General features: G+C 66.6%; 21 protein-coding genes. 2 read left to right on the forward strand and 19 right to left on the reverse strand.

The features are described 5' to 3' along the window. Nucleotides 1-153: 153 nt before the first annotated feature. From E3U26_RS03215 to E3U26_RS03265, 11 genes are all read right to left on the reverse strand, one after another. A complete protein-coding gene (locus E3U26_RS03215) occupies nucleotides 154-411 on the reverse strand; it encodes a hypothetical protein (protein WP_230377217.1) in 258 nt (85 codons plus the stop codon). Next, complete coding sequence (locus E3U26_RS03220; protein WP_499105433.1) at nucleotides 408-1082, reverse strand: YcbK family protein; 675 nt, start codon at nucleotides 1080-1082, stop codon at nucleotides 408-410. The genes E3U26_RS03215 and E3U26_RS03220 overlap by 4 nt, the downstream gene beginning before the upstream one ends. A gap of 73 nt (nucleotides 1083-1155) precedes the next feature. Beyond that, complete coding sequence (locus E3U26_RS03225; protein ID WP_259676960.1) at nucleotides 1156-1431, reverse strand: DUF6127 family protein; 276 nt, start codon at nucleotides 1429-1431, stop codon at nucleotides 1156-1158. Nucleotides 1432-1456: 25 nt separating this feature from the next. Beyond that, entirely contained in the window at nucleotides 1457-1777 is a 321-nt protein-coding gene (locus E3U26_RS03230; RefSeq protein WP_230378524.1) for a phage head closure protein, read from the reverse strand. Between the two features lie 2 nt (nucleotides 1778-1779). Beyond that, nucleotides 1780-2319, reverse strand: a complete 540-nt coding sequence (locus E3U26_RS03235; RefSeq protein ID WP_499105434.1) for a head-tail connector protein — start codon at nucleotides 2317-2319, stop codon at nucleotides 1780-1782. A 67-nt stretch (nucleotides 2320-2386) separates the two neighbouring features. Continuing rightward, nucleotides 2387-2827: a hypothetical protein gene (locus tag E3U26_RS03240; protein WP_152367102.1), complete on the reverse strand. Its 441-nt coding sequence runs from the start codon at nucleotides 2825-2827 to the stop codon at nucleotides 2387-2389. Between the two features lie 80 nt (nucleotides 2828-2907). After that, nucleotides 2908-4194 (reverse strand): phage major capsid protein, encoded by a 1287-nt coding sequence (locus tag E3U26_RS03245; protein WP_230377226.1) that lies wholly within the window; start codon nucleotides 4192-4194, stop codon nucleotides 2908-2910. A gap of 10 nt (nucleotides 4195-4204) precedes the next feature. Further along, nucleotides 4205-5071 carry a Clp protease ClpP gene (locus E3U26_RS03250; protein WP_499105435.1) on the reverse strand — a complete coding sequence of 289 codons (867 nt, stop codon included), beginning with the start codon at nucleotides 5069-5071 and terminating at the stop codon, nucleotides 4205-4207. Then, complete coding sequence (locus E3U26_RS03255) at nucleotides 5058-6365, reverse strand: phage portal protein (RefSeq protein ID WP_230377229.1); 1308 nt, start codon at nucleotides 6363-6365, stop codon at nucleotides 5058-5060. The genes E3U26_RS03250 and E3U26_RS03255 overlap by 14 nt, the downstream gene beginning before the upstream one ends. Before the next feature lie 27 nt (nucleotides 6366-6392). Next, nucleotides 6393-8165: a terminase large subunit gene (locus E3U26_RS03260; protein ID WP_499105436.1), complete on the reverse strand. Its 1773-nt coding sequence runs from the start codon at nucleotides 8163-8165 to the stop codon at nucleotides 6393-6395. After that, the gene (locus E3U26_RS03265; protein WP_285048372.1) at nucleotides 8149-8619 is read right to left on the reverse strand and encodes a phage terminase small subunit P27 family; all 471 of its coding nucleotides are present in this window, start codon (nucleotides 8617-8619) and stop codon (nucleotides 8149-8151) included. The genes E3U26_RS03260 and E3U26_RS03265 overlap by 17 nt, the downstream gene beginning before the upstream one ends. A 121-nt stretch (nucleotides 8620-8740) precedes the next feature. Here E3U26_RS03265 and E3U26_RS03270 point away from each other — a divergent pair, with 121 nt between their 5' ends. Both E3U26_RS03270 and E3U26_RS03275 read left to right on the forward strand, forming a co-directional pair. Continuing rightward, complete coding sequence (locus E3U26_RS03270) at nucleotides 8741-8986, forward strand: hypothetical protein (RefSeq protein ID WP_499105437.1); 246 nt, start codon at nucleotides 8741-8743, stop codon at nucleotides 8984-8986. A 95-nt stretch (nucleotides 8987-9081) separates the two neighbouring features. After that, complete coding sequence (locus E3U26_RS03275; protein ID WP_499105439.1) at nucleotides 9082-9231, forward strand: hypothetical protein; 150 nt, start codon at nucleotides 9082-9084, stop codon at nucleotides 9229-9231. A 69-nt stretch (nucleotides 9232-9300) separates the two neighbouring features. Here the strand turns inward: E3U26_RS03275 and E3U26_RS03280 are convergent, their stop codons facing one another. The 8 genes from E3U26_RS03280 to E3U26_RS03315 all read right to left on the reverse strand — a co-directional run bounded on the left by E3U26_RS03280 (nucleotide 9301) and on the right by E3U26_RS03315 (nucleotide 15269). Next, nucleotides 9301-9738 (reverse strand): hypothetical protein, encoded by a 438-nt coding sequence (locus E3U26_RS03280; protein ID WP_499105440.1) that lies wholly within the window; start codon nucleotides 9736-9738, stop codon nucleotides 9301-9303. Nucleotides 9739-9807: 69 nt separating this feature from the next. Then, the gene (locus tag E3U26_RS03285; protein WP_499105441.1) at nucleotides 9808-10017 is read right to left on the reverse strand and encodes a DUF7220 family protein; all 210 of its coding nucleotides are present in this window, start codon (nucleotides 10015-10017) and stop codon (nucleotides 9808-9810) included. Next, a complete protein-coding gene (locus E3U26_RS03290) occupies nucleotides 10014-11318 on the reverse strand; it encodes a site-specific DNA-methyltransferase (protein ID WP_499105442.1) in 1305 nt (434 codons plus the stop codon). The genes E3U26_RS03285 and E3U26_RS03290 overlap by 4 nt, the downstream gene beginning before the upstream one ends. A gap of 129 nt (nucleotides 11319-11447) precedes the next feature. Further along, nucleotides 11448-11792, reverse strand: coding sequence for an HNH endonuclease (locus tag E3U26_RS03295; protein WP_499105443.1), 345 nt, complete (start codon nucleotides 11790-11792; stop codon nucleotides 11448-11450). Nucleotides 11793-11930: 138 nt separating this feature from the next. After that, nucleotides 11931-12311, reverse strand: coding sequence for a DUF6362 family protein (locus tag E3U26_RS03300; protein WP_101750951.1), 381 nt, complete (start codon nucleotides 12309-12311; stop codon nucleotides 11931-11933). Then, nucleotides 12304-12528, reverse strand: a complete 225-nt coding sequence (locus E3U26_RS03305; protein WP_499105444.1) for a hypothetical protein — start codon at nucleotides 12526-12528, stop codon at nucleotides 12304-12306. Before E3U26_RS03305 ends, E3U26_RS03300 begins: the two co-directional genes overlap by 8 nt. Nucleotides 12529-12846: 318 nt before the next feature. Further along, a complete protein-coding gene (locus E3U26_RS03310) occupies nucleotides 12847-15072 on the reverse strand; it encodes an AAA family ATPase (protein WP_499105445.1) in 2226 nt (741 codons plus the stop codon). Continuing rightward, nucleotides 15069-15269, reverse strand: coding sequence for a hypothetical protein (locus tag E3U26_RS03315; protein WP_285048386.1), 201 nt, complete (start codon nucleotides 15267-15269; stop codon nucleotides 15069-15071). The genes E3U26_RS03310 and E3U26_RS03315 overlap by 4 nt, the downstream gene beginning before the upstream one ends. Nucleotides 15270-15298: the final 29 nt, after the last annotated feature.

Genomic DNA, 15298 nt, shown 5'->3' on the forward strand with positions numbered 1-15298 from the left:
CAAACCCGCGCCTGCTCCCGCATCACAGCGTAGTCGCTGATCATTCCCATGATGGCCGAGTCCTCCGGCAGCAAGGCCAATTCTTCAGCCGATTGCGCCTGGAGCTCCCTGCTATACTCGACGACCGGCGGACAGGCACCGAGTCTATCGACATCAGAACTGTCCGTCGCGCAGCCGCTCAACCAAATCGTCGCGAGAACGAGGACGGCGAGCCGCCGCTTCCAGCATCCGGCGTTGGACGTCATTGGCCTTCTCCGTGGCTTCGAGGCGTTCGACGAGGCGTCCCGCTCGCTCCCCGGAGCGCCGAAGCGAAAACAGGAACAAGAGCACGGCGAGCGTGATGGCTCCGTAGCGCAGCGCCGCCCGCATCCACGGGCTCGTGGCAATCCCGGTGACCAGCCTGGCGATCACCGCCGCCCCCTGCGCCAGTCATCGAGACGCGCGTAGATCGTGACCGCGATGCCACCGAGTGCCACGACGATGAACACCCAGCGGAGCGTATCGAGATACGGCACCAGCGGCAGGATCGCGGTCTGGGTCTCGGCCAGAACGCTCTGCGCAACCTCCACCCCGGCAGCGCCCAGCGTGGCTACGCCTGCCGCGCCACCACCCTTCATCGTGCGGCTGTCGGCCAGCACTTCGCGCGCGGGCGGCGTTTCGGCTGCAAATGCTGTCGCCCGCACCGGGAACCGCTCGCCCCACTGGCGCACGGGGCCGAGGTCGACGTGCATGAAGCCCGAGCGCGGATAGAAACCGAAGCCGAGGAACCCAACCTCGCGGGCTGCCGCCTCGAAGGCCACCGGGTCGTGGTTCGCCATGGCGATGTCGAAGGCGGCGCCATCGAGATGCTTCGACCGGGTGGCGCCGCCGACAGCGCGATTGTGCTCGGGGCTGCGATAGGCGGAGCGGACGATCAGCGGCTTGCCCAGCCGGTCGCGCAGCGCCTGCAGCTTGTCGAGCGCCGTTTCGTTGATCAGCAGTTTGCCAGTACCCCGGCAGGCGATCTCGGCAGGGCTGAAATTCGGCCAACGCCAGCCGCTCTCCGGCACGTCGCGCCAATGGCGGTGGAATGTCGTGGTCATGGTGTCCTCCCAGAACAAAAAACCCGCCTCGACGGCGGGTCATTGCGGGCTGATGAATGGTGATGGGGCGCGGCTACGGGCTGCCGCCGAAGATCTTCAGCTTGATGGCGATGCCCGCGAGCAGCGCCAGCATGACGCCGGTGGTGATCATGCGGACGGCCGTCTGCATCGCGGTGCGCCGCACCAGCCGGATGCAGTCCACGAGGGAGCGCAGATCGCGGATGTCGAGCGCGGCCTCGTCGCCGTCGAGGCCGACATCGGCGAGCGCGCGTTTCGCCCCCTGCTCGGCGGCACGGGTCAGCATCGCCTCGAGTTCGGCGTTCGACCGGTCAGAACTGTGCGGTGTCATCGGCGCCTCCCCCATTCTGGGCCTCTCACGCCTCAACCAGCATCTCGAAATAGGCGCCATCCTCGCTGGGCCGAGGATCTTCCTTGAGATCGAAGATCACCGCGTCGATGAGGGCCCGCCATTCCGAGGTGATGGCGCGGGTCTCGGCGCTGGCGCGGATCGTCAGGATGGCCGGTGCTTTCGAGACCAGCCGTGCCTGCATGACGGCCTCGGAGCCGCGCAGATAATGAACATGGCACCAGAGGGTGAAGCGATCCTCCCACCCTTGGATCAGCATCCCGTCCGGATCGCGGATGATCACAGCCTGCTGGAAGGTGACCCGGCGCCGCAGGCGTCCGGCAACCATTCTCACAGCCGGATCCTGCGATAGGGGGCGAGCAGCGCATCGACCGCCATGGGCAGCGCCGATGGACTTGCCCCGAGGCTGACGGCCTCTCGATGCTCATACCAATGCCCGATCAGCAGCAGCATGGCCTGACGGATGGCGGCGGGGATCTCGGCGGGGGCGCCATAGCCCGCGGTGAAGGTGATCGCCGCAGGACGGCCAAAGCCCGCGAGGGGTCGCAACAACAGGCGTTGGTCCCGCCGGTCGATCCGGTAATCGAGATCGCCGCCCGCGGCATCGGTGAACACGGCGCTGTCGATCTCGCTGTCGGGAAACGGCAGCAGGATCGGTCCGGTGATGGCATCGAGATCCATCTGCCAGGATTGCGTGACTAGGCAGCGGCCGAGGATCCCCGCCGGCCCGTCGAGCCAGGCGGTGGCCGCATCGATATAATGCTGGATCAGCAGGTCCTCGTCCTCGTGATCGACCCGAAGCTGCGCCTTGGCCTCTTCCAGCGTGATCGGCGTGGTCGCGGGCGCGGTGATGCGGGTCAGCGTGAACATGGGCAAAACCCCCTGAGGCAGGGCACGGGCGGTCTTCATCGCCCGCGCAGTTATTGCAGCATCGGTCTCAGGCCTGATCGGCCTGCGGGTTGATCCGGCCGTGACCCTTGATCACCAGGCCGGCAATCGGCGTGCCGGTGGCATGGGTGCCTTCAAGCGCCGCCAGCAGCTTCAGGTAGCGTTTGGTTCCGACATAGCCGAAGCGGTAAACGGCGGCGGTGGCGTGGGCCTCGACCAGCGCCTTGACGATGCCGCCTTCGCCCACGGTCGGGACGCCCAGCAGGTCGGCTGCGGTCACCGCCTCATAGCTGCTGTCGTCATCGGAATGGGTCAGGATGAACTCGATCCTGTTGGTCGAGGTGAAGGTGATGCCGCCCACGCCAATGGCGAGAATGATCTCGGCACCGTCATGACCGCGCAGATCAATGGCCACGGGGGTGCTGTCGTCGGTGAGGGTGGCAGCATTGATGGCCGCGGCCACCGAGAGACTGGAATGCAGATCCTTCATCGGATCCTCCTGTGCAGGAATGTGGGTGGGAAGACGCGGGCTGAACCCTGCCGCGCGCGCGCCTTGGTTCAGCCGGGCGATCAGCTGGCCGCGATCTTCAGCAGCTTGATGGCATCAAAATTCTGCACCCCGCCACCGACGCGCTTGGTGGTATAGAAATGCACATAGGGCTTGTTGGTGAAGGGATCGCGCAGCACCCGGATGCCGAAGCGGTCGACGATCAGATAGCCGCGCCGGAAATCCCCGAAGGCGATCGGGAAAGCTCCGGCGGCGATATCGGGCATGTTGTCGTCATCGCTGATCGGATAGCCGAGCAGCGTTGCCGGCTGGCCAGCCTGGACCGGGGGTTGCCAGAGATAGAGCTCCTCGGTCTTCGACTTCAGCTTGCGGATCGCAGCCTGCAGCGAGCGGTTCATCAGGAAGCGGGCATTCTGCCGGTAGCCCTGCTTCAGCCCGTAGACGAGGTCGATCAGCGCATCGACGCCGTTGTGGCTGGCATCGGTCAATGCGGCCGCGACGCCCGAGGCGGTGTAGCCGATCTTGCCCCAGGCGTAAGAGGCATTGGCGACCGTGTCATAGGCCAGGATGCCGCGCGGCCGGTTCACCCCGTCGCCGGTGATGAAGGCGGCAGCCTCGGCCTCGGCGAAGGCGGTCGAGACCTCTTCGGCCAACCAGGCAGCGATATCGACCCTTGCATCGTCGAGCAGCGTCTGGGTCGCAGCCGGGTTGGCGTAGATCTCCATCGCCGGGAAAGCCAGTTCAGCGAGCCTCGGGGTGGCGGTCTCGGGGCGGGCCTGACGCTCGCCGACCCAGCCGGCCGCAGCGCCCCCCTGATTGACCAGCTTCTTGTAGCTGCCGGCCGAGATCGAGATGACACTGGCAATCGCGCGCATGGCCGAGACCGAGCCCAGCACCCGGTCGATAATCTGTTCCATCTGGTCGGGGACGACATAGCCGCCATCGGGATCGCTGTCGGTGCGGAGCGCGGCCTTCACCTCCAACTCCCGCAACCCGGCCTCGACCCCGCGGCGGAAGAACTGGTTGAAGGCGCGGGCGTGCTCGCGGGTCTCGGGGCTGTCCGACCGATCTACGCTGCCGACACCGCCGCCGAGCCTGGCTGCCGCCAGCATGGCATTTGTCTCGTCGAGCGCGCCCTGAAGCCGGGTGATCTCGGCATTGATGCGTTCGACCTTCTCGGTCTGCACGACATCGGCGAAGCGGGCGTTGATGCTGCTGATCTCGGCCTGATGCTCGTCCTTGAAGGCGGCAAAGGCGCGGTTCAGATCGGCAAGGATGGCGTTCGCGTCGCCGGTCTCGGCACGCACGCGAACGGCCCCGTGGATGCGGGGGGATTTCTGGATGCCCATGGGGGTCTCCTTATGAGCGGATGGTATCGATGAGCTGCCGGATGGCGCTTAGGGGGAGGCCAGCGTTCTGCATGGCGGGTTCGGCAGCGTTCCGCGTGCCGGTGAGGTCTCTCAGCATCGCGCGCCGCGCGGATCGCGGGATACCTTGCTGGGCCAGTGCCGCGTCTATGCGGCGCCGCGCCTGAATGTCGGGGCGCGACTGCGCGCCGCTCTGCGGTGACTGCGCGGGCAGGCCAGCGGCCGAACCCTCGACCATGCAGTCGGCCATCCCGGCCGCAATCGCCTCCTCGGCGCTGAGAAAGGTCTCGGCATCCAGCAACGCGACAACCTCGACCTGTGGCCTGCCACTGCGGGCGGCATAGATCCCGGCCAGCGCGGCATCGAATGTCTCGAAGAGCGCAGCGGCCTCAGCCATATCGTGGCGATTGCCGATCACCACGCCCCAGGCATTGTGCAGCATCAGGAAGCTGCCGGGGCTCATGTGGATCTCGTCGCCGGCCATGGCGATGATGGAGGCCGCCGAGGCCGCGAGGCCCAGCACCTCGACGGTGACCGCGGCCGGATGGGCGCGCAGCAGGTTGTAGATGGCAATGCCCTCGAACATGTCGCCGCCCGGCGAGTTGATCTGCACCGTCACCGCCTGCGGGCCGATCCTGCTGAGCGCCGCTGCGATCCGGCGCAGGCTCACCCCGCCGCCCATACCATCCTCGCCGATCACGTCGAAGATGGTGATGGTGCTGTCGCTCTCGGTGACGGAAGTGACCTGCGCGGCGACCGGCGTTTCGGCCCAGCGGACCAATGCGTCCGATGGCGCATCGGCCTGGAACGCCGCGGGGCGCGGCAAGGCCGGTCCGGCAGGAAGATCACGCAGGCTCATCGGAAACTCCTTCGCTTGTGGGCGCGTCCGCATCGTCACCCGCGTCCCCGGCCGCAGCCGTCATGTTGGGCGGCGGATAATAGATGTCGCCGCCGGCACGTGGATTCTGGTCCTCGAGCGCGCGGATCTCGTTGGGGCTCCACACCCCCCATTGCAGACCCTTCACATAGGCCTCCCAGCGGGCCCGGATGTCGCCCTTGACGAGGGCTGCGCGGTTGAACCGGGCATAGAGCAGATCATCCGCGCCGATCAGGTCGCGGTCGATTGCCTCCTCCCACATGGTCAGGTGATCCTCGAGCGTATAGGCTACGAAGCCGATCGACTGCTGCTCGATGCCGGTGCCCCAGCTGGTGGACTTCTCGGTGTCGCCGATCATGTGCGGCGGCACCCCGAAGAACATGGCGATGTCGCTGCGGCTGAACTTGCGGCTCTCGATCCATTGCGCATCCTCGGCGGTCATCGCGATGCGGGCGTAATCCATACCTTCCTCGAGGATGAGGTGCTTGCCTTCCTGGTCACCGCCGGCGCGGAATGCCTCGAGCCCGGCCTTGAGATTGGCCACCGCCTCGGGTCCGAGCTTCTGCGGGTGCCTGAGCACGCCCGAGACCCGGGCACCGTTGCGGAAGGTGGTGGCGCCGTGATCCTCCATTGCCAGCGCCAGTCCGATGGTCTCGCGGGCATAGGCGATGGGTGAGACACCTCGCACCCCATCCAGCGTCAGCCCGACCAGATGCAGCACCTCGTCCTGCGCCAGCCGCAGACGCCTTCCATCGGGGCGGGTATAGAGAAAGCTCAGCGCCAGGTCCTTGTCCTGCACCACCTCGACCCGATCCGGATGCAGCGGGATCAGCGCCTGCACGGTGCCGCGCGAGCGCACGATCATGGCATAGGCATTGCCGCGCAAGAGCAGATGCGCCTGCAGCATCCGGCGGAACTGCGATGGCGTTTGCCAGCGATTGGGCCTTCGCCGCAGCAGCTGCCAGATCGGGGCATCCGAGGCATCCTCGCGGGTCCGGGCATCGACCCGGCGCTTGATATGCAAGGGCAGCGTTGCCACCGCGCCGGAAATGATGCGCACGCAGGCATAGACTGCCGCCACCCGCATGGCGCTGTCGGGCGTCACCGCCATGCCGGAGCCGCTGACCGCCCCGGCCCTCAGCGCAGCGTCCAGTTCGGCAGCGGAGGTGATGACCAGCCCGCCGCCGGCCTCCTGGACGGACGCGCGCGGTGATGGGGCGTGCGGAGGCGAGGCCGCAGGCGGGGCGCCTGCAAACCAGCGGGACCAGAAGGACATGGGCATTCTTTCCGTAAGACGGGTAGCCTACAGCACCAGGATGCTGCGGCTGTCATAGACCGAGCGGCCGGCATTGACGTCGCGCAGGAGCGCCCGGCCGAGGGCGTTGCAGATCGCGACAATGCCGTCGATGCGCTCCGAGGAGCGTTCCTTGTCCGGCTTGATATTGCCGGCCGGATCATGGCGCACGGCGACATTCGAGGCATTCCAGTGCAGCACCGGATGGCCGCCATGCCACAAGAGCCGCGACACCGAGAGGCGCTCCAGTTCCGCGGTCGGTGCCGCCATGCTCAAAAAGCCCTGCCCAAATTGCACGAGGTTCAGCCCCTCATCCTGCAGATGCTGGACGATCTCTCCGGCGAAGGTGCGGTCGTAAGAGAGCTCGCGCAGATCGTAGCGCCCCGCGAGTGCGATGATCTCCGCCTCGATGAAGGCGAAGTCGGTGGCATTGCCGGGCGTGGCAGTCAAAAACCCCTGGTCGCGCCATGTGGCATAGGGCACCCGGTCGCGCCGGGCGCGGCGCAGGATGTCCTCCTCAGGCACCCAGAAGCGGGGCAGCACGATCCATTTGTCTGCGAGGTCGCCGAGCGCGGGGTCCCCCGTCGGTGGGAACAGCAGCATGAAGGCCGAGAGGTCGTTGACCCGGGCGAGATCGAGCCCTCCATAGCATTCGCGGCCCAGCAGCTTCTGCTCCAGATCATCCAGCCCGGCGCGGATGTCTCGCCAATCAGCCCCGTCACCCGGCCCGCCCTCGGCCCAGACGCCCATGTCGAGCCAGCGGGTGACCTGTTCGGTCCATTCATTCAGCCGCAGCCGCCGGATGGCGTTCTGCTGCGCCGGCATCTCGCGGGCCTCGTCGATCTGGCGCTTCAGATCATCGCGCTTCACCGTCACGCCAAGACTCGGATTGGCCTTCACCCAGACCGCAGGATCAGTCCAATCATCGCCCTCGTCGATGGTGGCGATATAGGCAAACCAGCTATCGGCCGTCTCATGCGGCACAGACCCTTCCAGCGCCTTGACCGAGAACTCGTGATGCTGGCGACAGACCGAATGGCGGTCATGGCCGGCGGTGGTGATCTCGACGATCAGCGGCTGGCGCCGGGCACCGGTGGCGGTGTTGAGCTTCTGGATGATCTCCGGCCCCGGATGTTCATGCACCTCGTCCACGGCGGCCAGATGCACGTTGAGCCCGTCCATCTTGCTGGCATCGGCCGAGAGCGGCCGGAACCACGACGCGGTGGGCAGCACCGCGAGGTTGTTCACGGTGCGCGTCACCCGCGCTGACAATGCAGGACTCGCCGCCACCATACGCTCGGCCTCGCCGAACACGATGCGCGCCTGATCGCGGGTGGTCGCCGCGGCATAGACATGCGCGCCGGCCTCACCATCGGCGATCAGCGCGTAGAGCGCGATGCCTGCGAGCAGCGCGGATTTGCCATTCTTGCGCGCCACCTCGACATAGGCAGTGCGGAACCTCCTGAGCCCATCAGCGCGTTTCCAGCCAAAGACGGATCCGACCACGAATTGCTGCCATGGCTGCAGCACAAAGGGCTGGCCGGCCCATTCCCCGGTCGAGTGCCGCAGATGGCTGAAAAACTCGATCGCGTGCAGCGCGGCGGCGCGGTCCCAGGAGAGACTGCGGGTCTTGCCGGTCTTCAGGTCCTCCAGATGCCGTGCGCAGGCCAGCTTCACCAGCCGGCCGGCGGTGATCTTGCCGCCGGTGACCGCCTTTGCATAGGCGGTGACCGGGCACGCCGGTGCCTTCCGAGCGGTACCAGATTTACGCGCTGCTGCCACGGTTCAGATAATCCTCGAACGGGTCGCGGGTCTTGGACGGCTCTGCCATGCGCACCCGGGTGCGGCTGGATGGCGTCATCCCGAACTCACTCTCGATCTGGCCCATCTGCGCGAGGCATTTATTGGCCACCGCCAGGAACGGGTTCTGGATGATATTCCCGCCCACGGTCTTCACCACCGGGCCGCGGCGCTTGACCTCGGCCTCCGCCTCGAGCCAGCGGCGCCAGATCACCACGTAACGGGCCAGCGCGCCGACATCGAGTTCGGTCATCACCCCATGCCGCGCCAGCAGCGCGGCCATCTCGGTGAACTTCGCGGCAGCCGCTTCGTCGAGATGCTCGGGCGGGTCCGGGGTCGCGACCACCGGCTGCGGCTCATCCGGGTTCAGCCGGTGCGACCGGGCCGTGCCCTTGACCAGTTTGAGCTGCGTCGGCAGTGGCTTGCGACCCGCCATGATCCTGATCCTTTCTGCTGCGCCTCCACATAAAGCAATGATGCTGCTCCGGTTTGCCTGCACTCCGGGGCGCCGCGGAGCGATGGTGGCGGAACGCCGATGCACTCCAGGGAGCCATCCGATGACCCGCCCGGACCCGATCACCAACCCCCGCCCGCCGATCCGGCAGGATGCTCTTGCGGCCTTCGTCGCGCAGAAGGCCGAGATCGACGAGATGCTCGCCCGGCTGCAGGAGCTGAGCGACGACCACTTCTGCGCCCACCCCGAGGAGATCGCCTGGGGGCATGTCGGCACGCTCGAGCACTATGCCAGCCCGCTGAAGCGCATCACCGACATCGCCTTCGGCGAGGGCGAGCACGCAAACTAGCGTCGTCGGCGGTCGAACCCCGCTTGCCCGCCGACTGGCGGGCTCGACCTCGTAGAAGGGCCCGCATCCCGCGCGCCCCGATACGGGAGACGACGATGACCAAGCTTTCCGACACCCAATCCCTGATCCTCAGCGCCGCCGCACAGCGCGAGGACCGCAACGTCCTGCCGCTCCCCGGCGGCGCCGCGACCGGGGTGGGCGCGCTGCTTTCCCGCGGACGGGTCTACAGAATTGCTAGGATTTGACTGCACGCCCCTCCAACGGGAGAAGTAAAGCCGCCGACTGAAGCACAGCCCCCGGCTGTTTCGTTCTGACTATGGACCGAGCTGGCGTTGCTCAAGCGTTTCCGTGTTGCCATCGGATTTCATGGCGCCGGCGATCAAATGGTCCACCATCTCGTCGAAATAGCTCGTCAGTTCCCGATGAAGCATCCGAAACTCGGTCGCGATCGTTCGCTCGAAGTCCGCCTTGTTCGTCCGGACCATGACCGTGGTCCGCCGCTGGCGAGGGTAGCGATACGGCGTCACGCCGTGCTTGCGACACAGCGCCACAAAGATCCGTACCGCCCAGGCGTCGGGAAGGATGTACTGCAGTTCGACGTCCGGCTCGGCCTTGCGTCCGATCGCGTCCAGCCTGGCCTGCATGCGCTCAAGCGCCGCGCCGGCAGCTGCCCGTTCTCCCGCCGTCGCCCCGCGCGCAAAGAGCGCTTCGAGCTTCGCCAGCTTGTGACGGATCTCTTCGTGGTGGTTCATTCTTCGAGTAGCCCGATTCAGGATGATGCGTGACGTAACAGCATCTCTCCGGAGCGACCATGGCCAGATTCACCGCCACCTCTCGAACAGCCGCCGCAGCGCGAAGGATCGCGCGAGGCTCACCATGGTGAACACCGCACCGATTCTCAGATTCTGCCCGATCGTGGGGTGCCATCCGAAGTACGGGAAGATCAGGACCTGCGTCACGACGGCGACGCCATAGCCGACGGTCACGTTGGCGATCGACTCCACAAATGACATGGTGCAGCTTTGGCTCATGCCGCGTCCTCCTGGCTCTCGTCGACGTCGCCCAGCCGCTCGACCCTCACCTCGGCGAAGGTCCGGCCGTCGCCGTCGAGGATCGCATCCGTGCCGGTCTCGGCCTGCCAGCGCTCCAAGGCGACATCGACATAGGCTGCGCTGATCTCCATCGCGAAGACGCGGCGGCCGTTGGCCTCGCCCGCCATGATCTGCGAACCGGAGCCCGAGAACGGCTCGTAGCAGAGCCCGCCGCGGGCCACATGCTGGCGCATCGGAATGCCGAAGGCGTCGAGCGGCTTTGGGGTCGGGTGATCGGGCCGGTCGTCCCTGGCGAAGCTGGGCATCTCCCAGGTCGAGGGCAGTGTCTCGTCCGCCACTTTCGGCGGGCGGTTCGGGCGGCGCCAGCCCATGAGGCAGGGCTCGTGCTTCCAGAGGTAATGCGACCGGGTGAGAACACCGCGGTCCTTCACCCAGATGATCTGCTGGTGAACGAAGGCGCCGGCCTTCTCCCAACATGCCTCGAGCATCGCCTGCCTGCGCGAGGCGTGCCAGCAGTACCACGCGGCATCCTCGGTGATCGCCTCGGCCACGGCGGCGCCGATAAATCCGTCGTAGAGCTCGGCGCCCTGGCTGCTGTCGTCCCAGGTCACGCCATAGGACTGCGACCAGTCCTTGTTCCGGGTCGGGTGGTTGCTGCCGTCGTAGTCGACCAGATACGGCGGGTCGGTCGCGAACAGCACCGCCCGCTCGCCGTTCATCAGCCGGCGGACGTCGTCGTGGGACGTCGCGTCACCGCAGAGCAGCCGGTGATCGCCGAGGATCCAGAGATCGCCGGTGCGCGAGACCGGGTTGCGCGGCGGCTCGGGGATGACCACGGGCGGCGCCGAGCCATTGTCCTCTTCCTCGGCGCCCGTCAGCAGCCGGTCGAGTTCGCCGTCCTCAAAGCCCATGATCCCGAGATCGACACCCGCGTCCTTCAGATCGCTCAGTTCCAGCGCCAGTAGGCTTTCGTCCCAGCCGGCGTTCAGGGCAATGCGGTTGTCGGCCAGTACCAGTGCCCGCCGCTGCGTCTCCGACAAGCCGGTCAGGGTAATGGCGGGGAGCGTCTTCATGCCCAGCAGCCGCGCCGCCAGTACCCGGCCATGACCGGCGATGAGCGTGCCGTCCTCGGCGATCAGCACCGGGTTGGTGAAGCCGAACTCCCGGATCGAGCCCGCGATCTCGGCCACCTGCGCCTCGGAGTGAGTACGGGCATTCCGCGCGTAGGGCACCAGGCTGTCGAGCGGGCGGTATTCAACGGCAAGCTGACGATCAGACACGGGCGATTTCCTTCAGGATATGGGCTGCACCCCCCCCTCGCCATTTTGGCCACGGATGCAGAAAGCTTGGCGCGCGGTCCGGGGCTGGAAGGCCCCAGAGATTTACCCTCCCCCCGGGGGGGCGGTGGTTTATGGTTGACGGCGGGCGTTGCCGAAGCCGCCATCCTCGCTCGCGGTCTTGCGACTGTGACAGCTGGCACAGAGCGGCTGCCAACCGTCCGGGTCCCAGAACCGATCCGTATCGCCGCGATGGGGGATGATGTGATCGACGGTATTGGCCGCGCTCACCAACCCCTGTCGCTGGCATTCCGCGCAGAGCGGGTGGCGGGCGAGGAACATGCGCCGGGCACGCTGCCACCGAGCGGATTTGTAGAGCGCCCGAATGGCGGGGTCGCGTTTGTGGTCGGCGTCGCGATCGGCCTCACGCTTGTCACGCGTCCCCACCGGGCGATGGATGGGCGGGCGCACAGGCATGGGATGCCCTCGCAAGTCGGATGAAACGGGGAGGAAACGACCGGTGGCGCTCCGAGGCGCTCTTCTCCCGATCATATCCTGTTTATAGCACCGGCATGTTGCAGATGTCGAAGGAAAAAGTGTTGCAACACATTGGAGTCACTGCGCATTCAGACGCGCGGCGATCTTGGTCAGCGCCAGCTGCCAGCGCCGCCATGCGGTGGTGCGGTCGCAGCCGAGTTCCCCGCTGATCTGCTTCCACGGCACCCGGGCCGCGCGCGACCAGACCAGCTTGCGCTCGGGCTGCTCGATCCAGAGCACCCAGTCGAAGGTCTGCTCGAGCCGCGTGATCGCGGCGGCCGAGGGCCAGACCCGCATCGGCTGCGGCTCCATCGCTGCAATCTCGCGGCTGGTCCGCACGATGTCGGGCCAGGTGTTGAAGTAGCCCTGCGCCTTCACCGGCGGCAGCTTGCGCAGCGTGCGGAACGCCTCGGCGAAGTGGTCGGCAACATCGTCCGCGGTCCAGTCCCGATCAGCCATGGCCACGCCCTCCCTCGCCGGCGCGGGGGCCGTAGAGCTTGCGACCCAGTTGCGCGACCATTTCGCGCTCGGGCCAGGTCAGCCGCGGATCATTCACGCTGACCGCCAGCAGGCCCATTTCCTGCCAGCCGTCGCGCTTGACCTCATCGGGGCTGCGCCGCGTGCCACCGTAGCCGGGGGGCGCGTAGCGCATCGTTGTCAGTTTAATTCGGGCCATTGTCATCTCCTGTCGTTCGGGCCGCTGTGATCGGATGAGGCAGAGACGAGGGCGGACGGCGGACCGCGGGCACGGACGCAGCGTATGGGCCGCCCCGCCTGACGGCGGGCGGTCCCATACGTAGTATGGGGGGGATCATTGTTCGACTTATTCAGTGGCTCATGACATTGATATTGCTTGCCTTTCCTGCTCTGCATAAGTCGGACAAGGAAGTCGGACATGTCTGACTTCGACTTATGTAAGCCATTGATAATCAAGCAATCAGTCAGACAGGTGCGGAAGTCAGACATTCTCGACTTATGTCGGACAAGGGATTTGTCAGACATCGGCCACCTCCGGCCAGACCCAGACGGAAGGGTTCTCCACCTCGAGTGCAGCACCCGAGGAGGCGCAGCGATAGTGGCTCGGGAACACGGGGATCCCGCAGGCAGTCACCTCGCCGGTCTCGGGATCGACATGCTCCGCGCGGCCGAAGCGCATGCCTTCGACGCACATGTAGCCGAAGCGTGACCGGACCAGTGGCAGTCCATAAAGGGCGCCGTTGCGCTGGTACTTGATGAAGCCCTTGGTCGCGAGGACGTTGAGCCGGTCCTGGATGGTGTGCTGGCTGCCGAGCCCCGCGCGGTTCTCGAAGGTCGAGGCGAACTGCGTCGAGGTGTAGAGCCGGCCTTCCGCAGCCTCCTCGTAGAGCAGGTCAAGGATCACCTCGGCCTTGCGGTCGCGCTCGGCGTCGAGACGGGCCCCGACCTCCTTGCGCACCAGGCGCTCGTTCATGGGGTTGATCTCGACCCATTGGCCGCCGATCTTGTCGACGAGCATCGGGGCCAGCGCCGGACCGTTGCGCAGCTCGATCTCGATGCGGCGCGTGCTGGCCTCCTCGTCCGGGCGGTGCAGGATCAGACCGCTGGTGTAGAAGCCCCGCAGCGCGCTGGCACCCGACAGCGCCTGGAACGGATCGTCCTTGACCTGCTGACGGGCGAGTTTCCTGGTGTGATGGACGAGGATGATCCCGGCATCGGGATTGATCGCGGCCTGCAGCGCCTCGACGCGTTCCTTGAGGAAGAACATCATCGCGCTGTTGTCATTTTCGCCGCGGCTCTCGGGACCGCCGTCGAAGAGGTTCCGGATCGGATCGATGCAGATGATGTCGGGCGGCGCGTCGGGAAAGGCGGCACGGATCGCGTCGGTGACGCGCTCGACCCCCTGGTGATCGAGCAGCAGCTTCAGGCGCGGCGTGGCCACGAACCCTTCGCGGGCCGCGGCAATCACCTCGGGCGGCAATGCGATCTGGCGGATGCGTTCCCGCAGATAGTGGTATTGCAACTCCGCCTGCAGGTAGAAGATGCGCAGCGGCCGTGGCGGTGCGAAGCAGAGGAACGGCACCCCTGCGGCCATGTGGACAAGCCAGGAGATCAGGAAGTCGCTCTTGCCGACCTTGGGCGCGCCACCGAGCACCAGCAGGCCGCCCGGCGTCAGCACCCGTGGGGCGATGAGATCATCGGGCAGCGGACTGGTGTCGTCGAGCAGCGTACCGAGGCTGAACCAGTCCAGTGGCGCGGGCGGCGGGGTCTCCCGCGTCGGCACCGGCGGACCATTGCGTTCGAGATGTCGCATCCACAAGCGACGAGCTTCGGCCTTCAGCCGCGCCTCAGGCCATGCTGGCCGCAGCATCGCTTCATTATAGCCGCAGATCGCGTCCCAGGCCTCGTCCAGCGACATTCGGCCCTCATGGGCCTGGCGCAGGTAATGACCGATCGCGGCACTGGCCCCCTGGAACCGGGTCCAGTCGTCCACCGCGCCTTCGCGCACCGGCGTGGTCAGCACGGCGTCGACCGACGGCTTGTCCGTGACGTTTGCGGCCCGCGGGGCGTCAGGCGACGGCATCTCCGCCAAAGCCGGCATCGCGGCTGCGCGGGTGTCGAGTTCGGCCAGATCCACCTCGATCGCCTGATGATCGATGATCCGGACCTGTGACTTCAGTCCGTACTTGCCATGGACGGTGCCCGGCACACGGACCGGCTGATGCGCCGAGCCGAAACTGTCGTCTCCCCCGACTTTCCGTGCAAGCGCAGCGCGTAACCGGCACAGCCTGGTAATATCCTCCCCCTCGACCGGCTCCGTCAGCTTCCACCACAGATGCAGCTTGGGCTGGCCGTCCCCGGTCATCCCGCCGCTCGCCACGGTCAGCGTCGCCGGACCAAGGTGACGAACCAGATGCGCGCGTTTGGCCGCAATGTCGCCCTCATCGAGATCGACGATCACTGCCTGCATCTGCAGCACATGCTCGGCCCGGGCTTCACCCTGTCGGGCAACGGTTCCGGGGATGACATAGATGGCGCGGCCGAGCGGGGCGGCTGTGCCGGCGCAGGCGGTGATGATCGCCGGCGCGTGCGCATCGGCTGGCAGCCAGCGCAGATCATGGGGCGGTGGCGGCACGACCGCCTTCTCGGGCAGACCGCGCAGCGGGATCAGGCCTTCGCACCAGGAAAAGACCACATCGAGGAACAGCGCGATCTGCGCGTGATCAACCCGGAGGCCGCTCATTGCAGCCGCCCTTCGCCCCGTGCCAGATCGGCGGGCTGGATATAGACCGCGAACAAGTCTTCGCCGTCCCCATGCTGGCCGGCCGCCTCGAAGAAGTAATACCGGTCCGGCATCACCAGTTCGGTCAGCTCCCAACGACGGTAATAGCCGGGAAGGCGCTTGAGCAGGTCAGGCGGTGGTATTGGCGGCAGGGTCATCGGTCTGGCTCGTGAACAAGGGCTTCACC

Source organism: Paracoccus ferrooxidans (genome assembly GCF_029909815.1).
GTDB lineage: Bacteria > Pseudomonadota > Alphaproteobacteria > Rhodobacterales > Rhodobacteraceae > Paracoccus > Paracoccus versutus.

Coding starts and splice junctions, on each gene's coding strand:
- E3U26_RS03220 (WP_499105433.1), bottom strand. CDS start 1,082: ATGACCACGACATTCCACCGCCATTGGCGCGACGTGCCGGAGAGCGGC.
- E3U26_RS03225 (WP_259676960.1), bottom strand. CDS start 1,431: ATGACACCGCACAGTTCTGACCGGTCGAACGCCGAACTCGAGGCGATG.
- E3U26_RS03230 (WP_230378524.1), bottom strand. CDS start 1,777: ATGGTTGCCGGACGCCTGCGGCGCCGGGTCACCTTCCAGCAGGCTGTG.
- E3U26_RS03235 (WP_499105434.1), bottom strand. CDS start 2,319: ATGTTCACGCTGACCCGCATCACCGCGCCCGCGACCACGCCGATCACG.
- E3U26_RS03240 (WP_152367102.1), bottom strand. CDS start 2,827: ATGAAGGATCTGCATTCCAGTCTCTCGGTGGCCGCGGCCATCAATGCT.
- E3U26_RS03245 (WP_230377226.1), bottom strand. CDS start 4,194: ATGGGCATCCAGAAATCCCCCCGCATCCACGGGGCCGTTCGCGTGCGT.
- E3U26_RS03250 (WP_499105435.1), bottom strand. CDS start 5,071: ATGAGCCTGCGTGATCTTCCTGCCGGACCGGCCTTGCCGCGCCCCGCG.
- E3U26_RS03255 (WP_230377229.1), bottom strand. CDS start 6,365: ATGTCCTTCTGGTCCCGCTGGTTTGCAGGCGCCCCGCCTGCGGCCTCG.
- E3U26_RS03265 (WP_285048372.1), bottom strand. CDS start 8,619: ATGGCGGGTCGCAAGCCACTGCCGACGCAGCTCAAACTGGTCAAGGGC.
- E3U26_RS03270 (WP_499105437.1), top strand. CDS start 8,741: ATGACCCGCCCGGACCCGATCACCAACCCCCGCCCGCCGATCCGGCAG.
- E3U26_RS03275 (WP_499105439.1), top strand. CDS start 9,082: ATGACCAAGCTTTCCGACACCCAATCCCTGATCCTCAGCGCCGCCGCA.
- E3U26_RS03280 (WP_499105440.1), bottom strand. CDS start 9,738: ATGAACCACCACGAAGAGATCCGTCACAAGCTGGCGAAGCTCGAAGCG.
- E3U26_RS03285 (WP_499105441.1), bottom strand. CDS start 10,017: ATGAGCCAAAGCTGCACCATGTCATTTGTGGAGTCGATCGCCAACGTG.
- E3U26_RS03295 (WP_499105443.1), bottom strand. CDS start 11,792: ATGCCTGTGCGCCCGCCCATCCATCGCCCGGTGGGGACGCGTGACAAG.
- E3U26_RS03300 (WP_101750951.1), bottom strand. CDS start 12,311: ATGGCTGATCGGGACTGGACCGCGGACGATGTTGCCGACCACTTCGCC.
- E3U26_RS03305 (WP_499105444.1), bottom strand. CDS start 12,528: ATGGCCCGAATTAAACTGACAACGATGCGCTACGCGCCCCCCGGCTAC.
- E3U26_RS03310 (WP_499105445.1), bottom strand. CDS start 15,072: ATGAGCGGCCTCCGGGTTGATCACGCGCAGATCGCGCTGTTCCTCGAT.
- E3U26_RS03315 (WP_285048386.1), bottom strand. CDS start 15,269: ATGACCCTGCCGCCAATACCACCGCCTGACCTGCTCAAGCGCCTTCCC.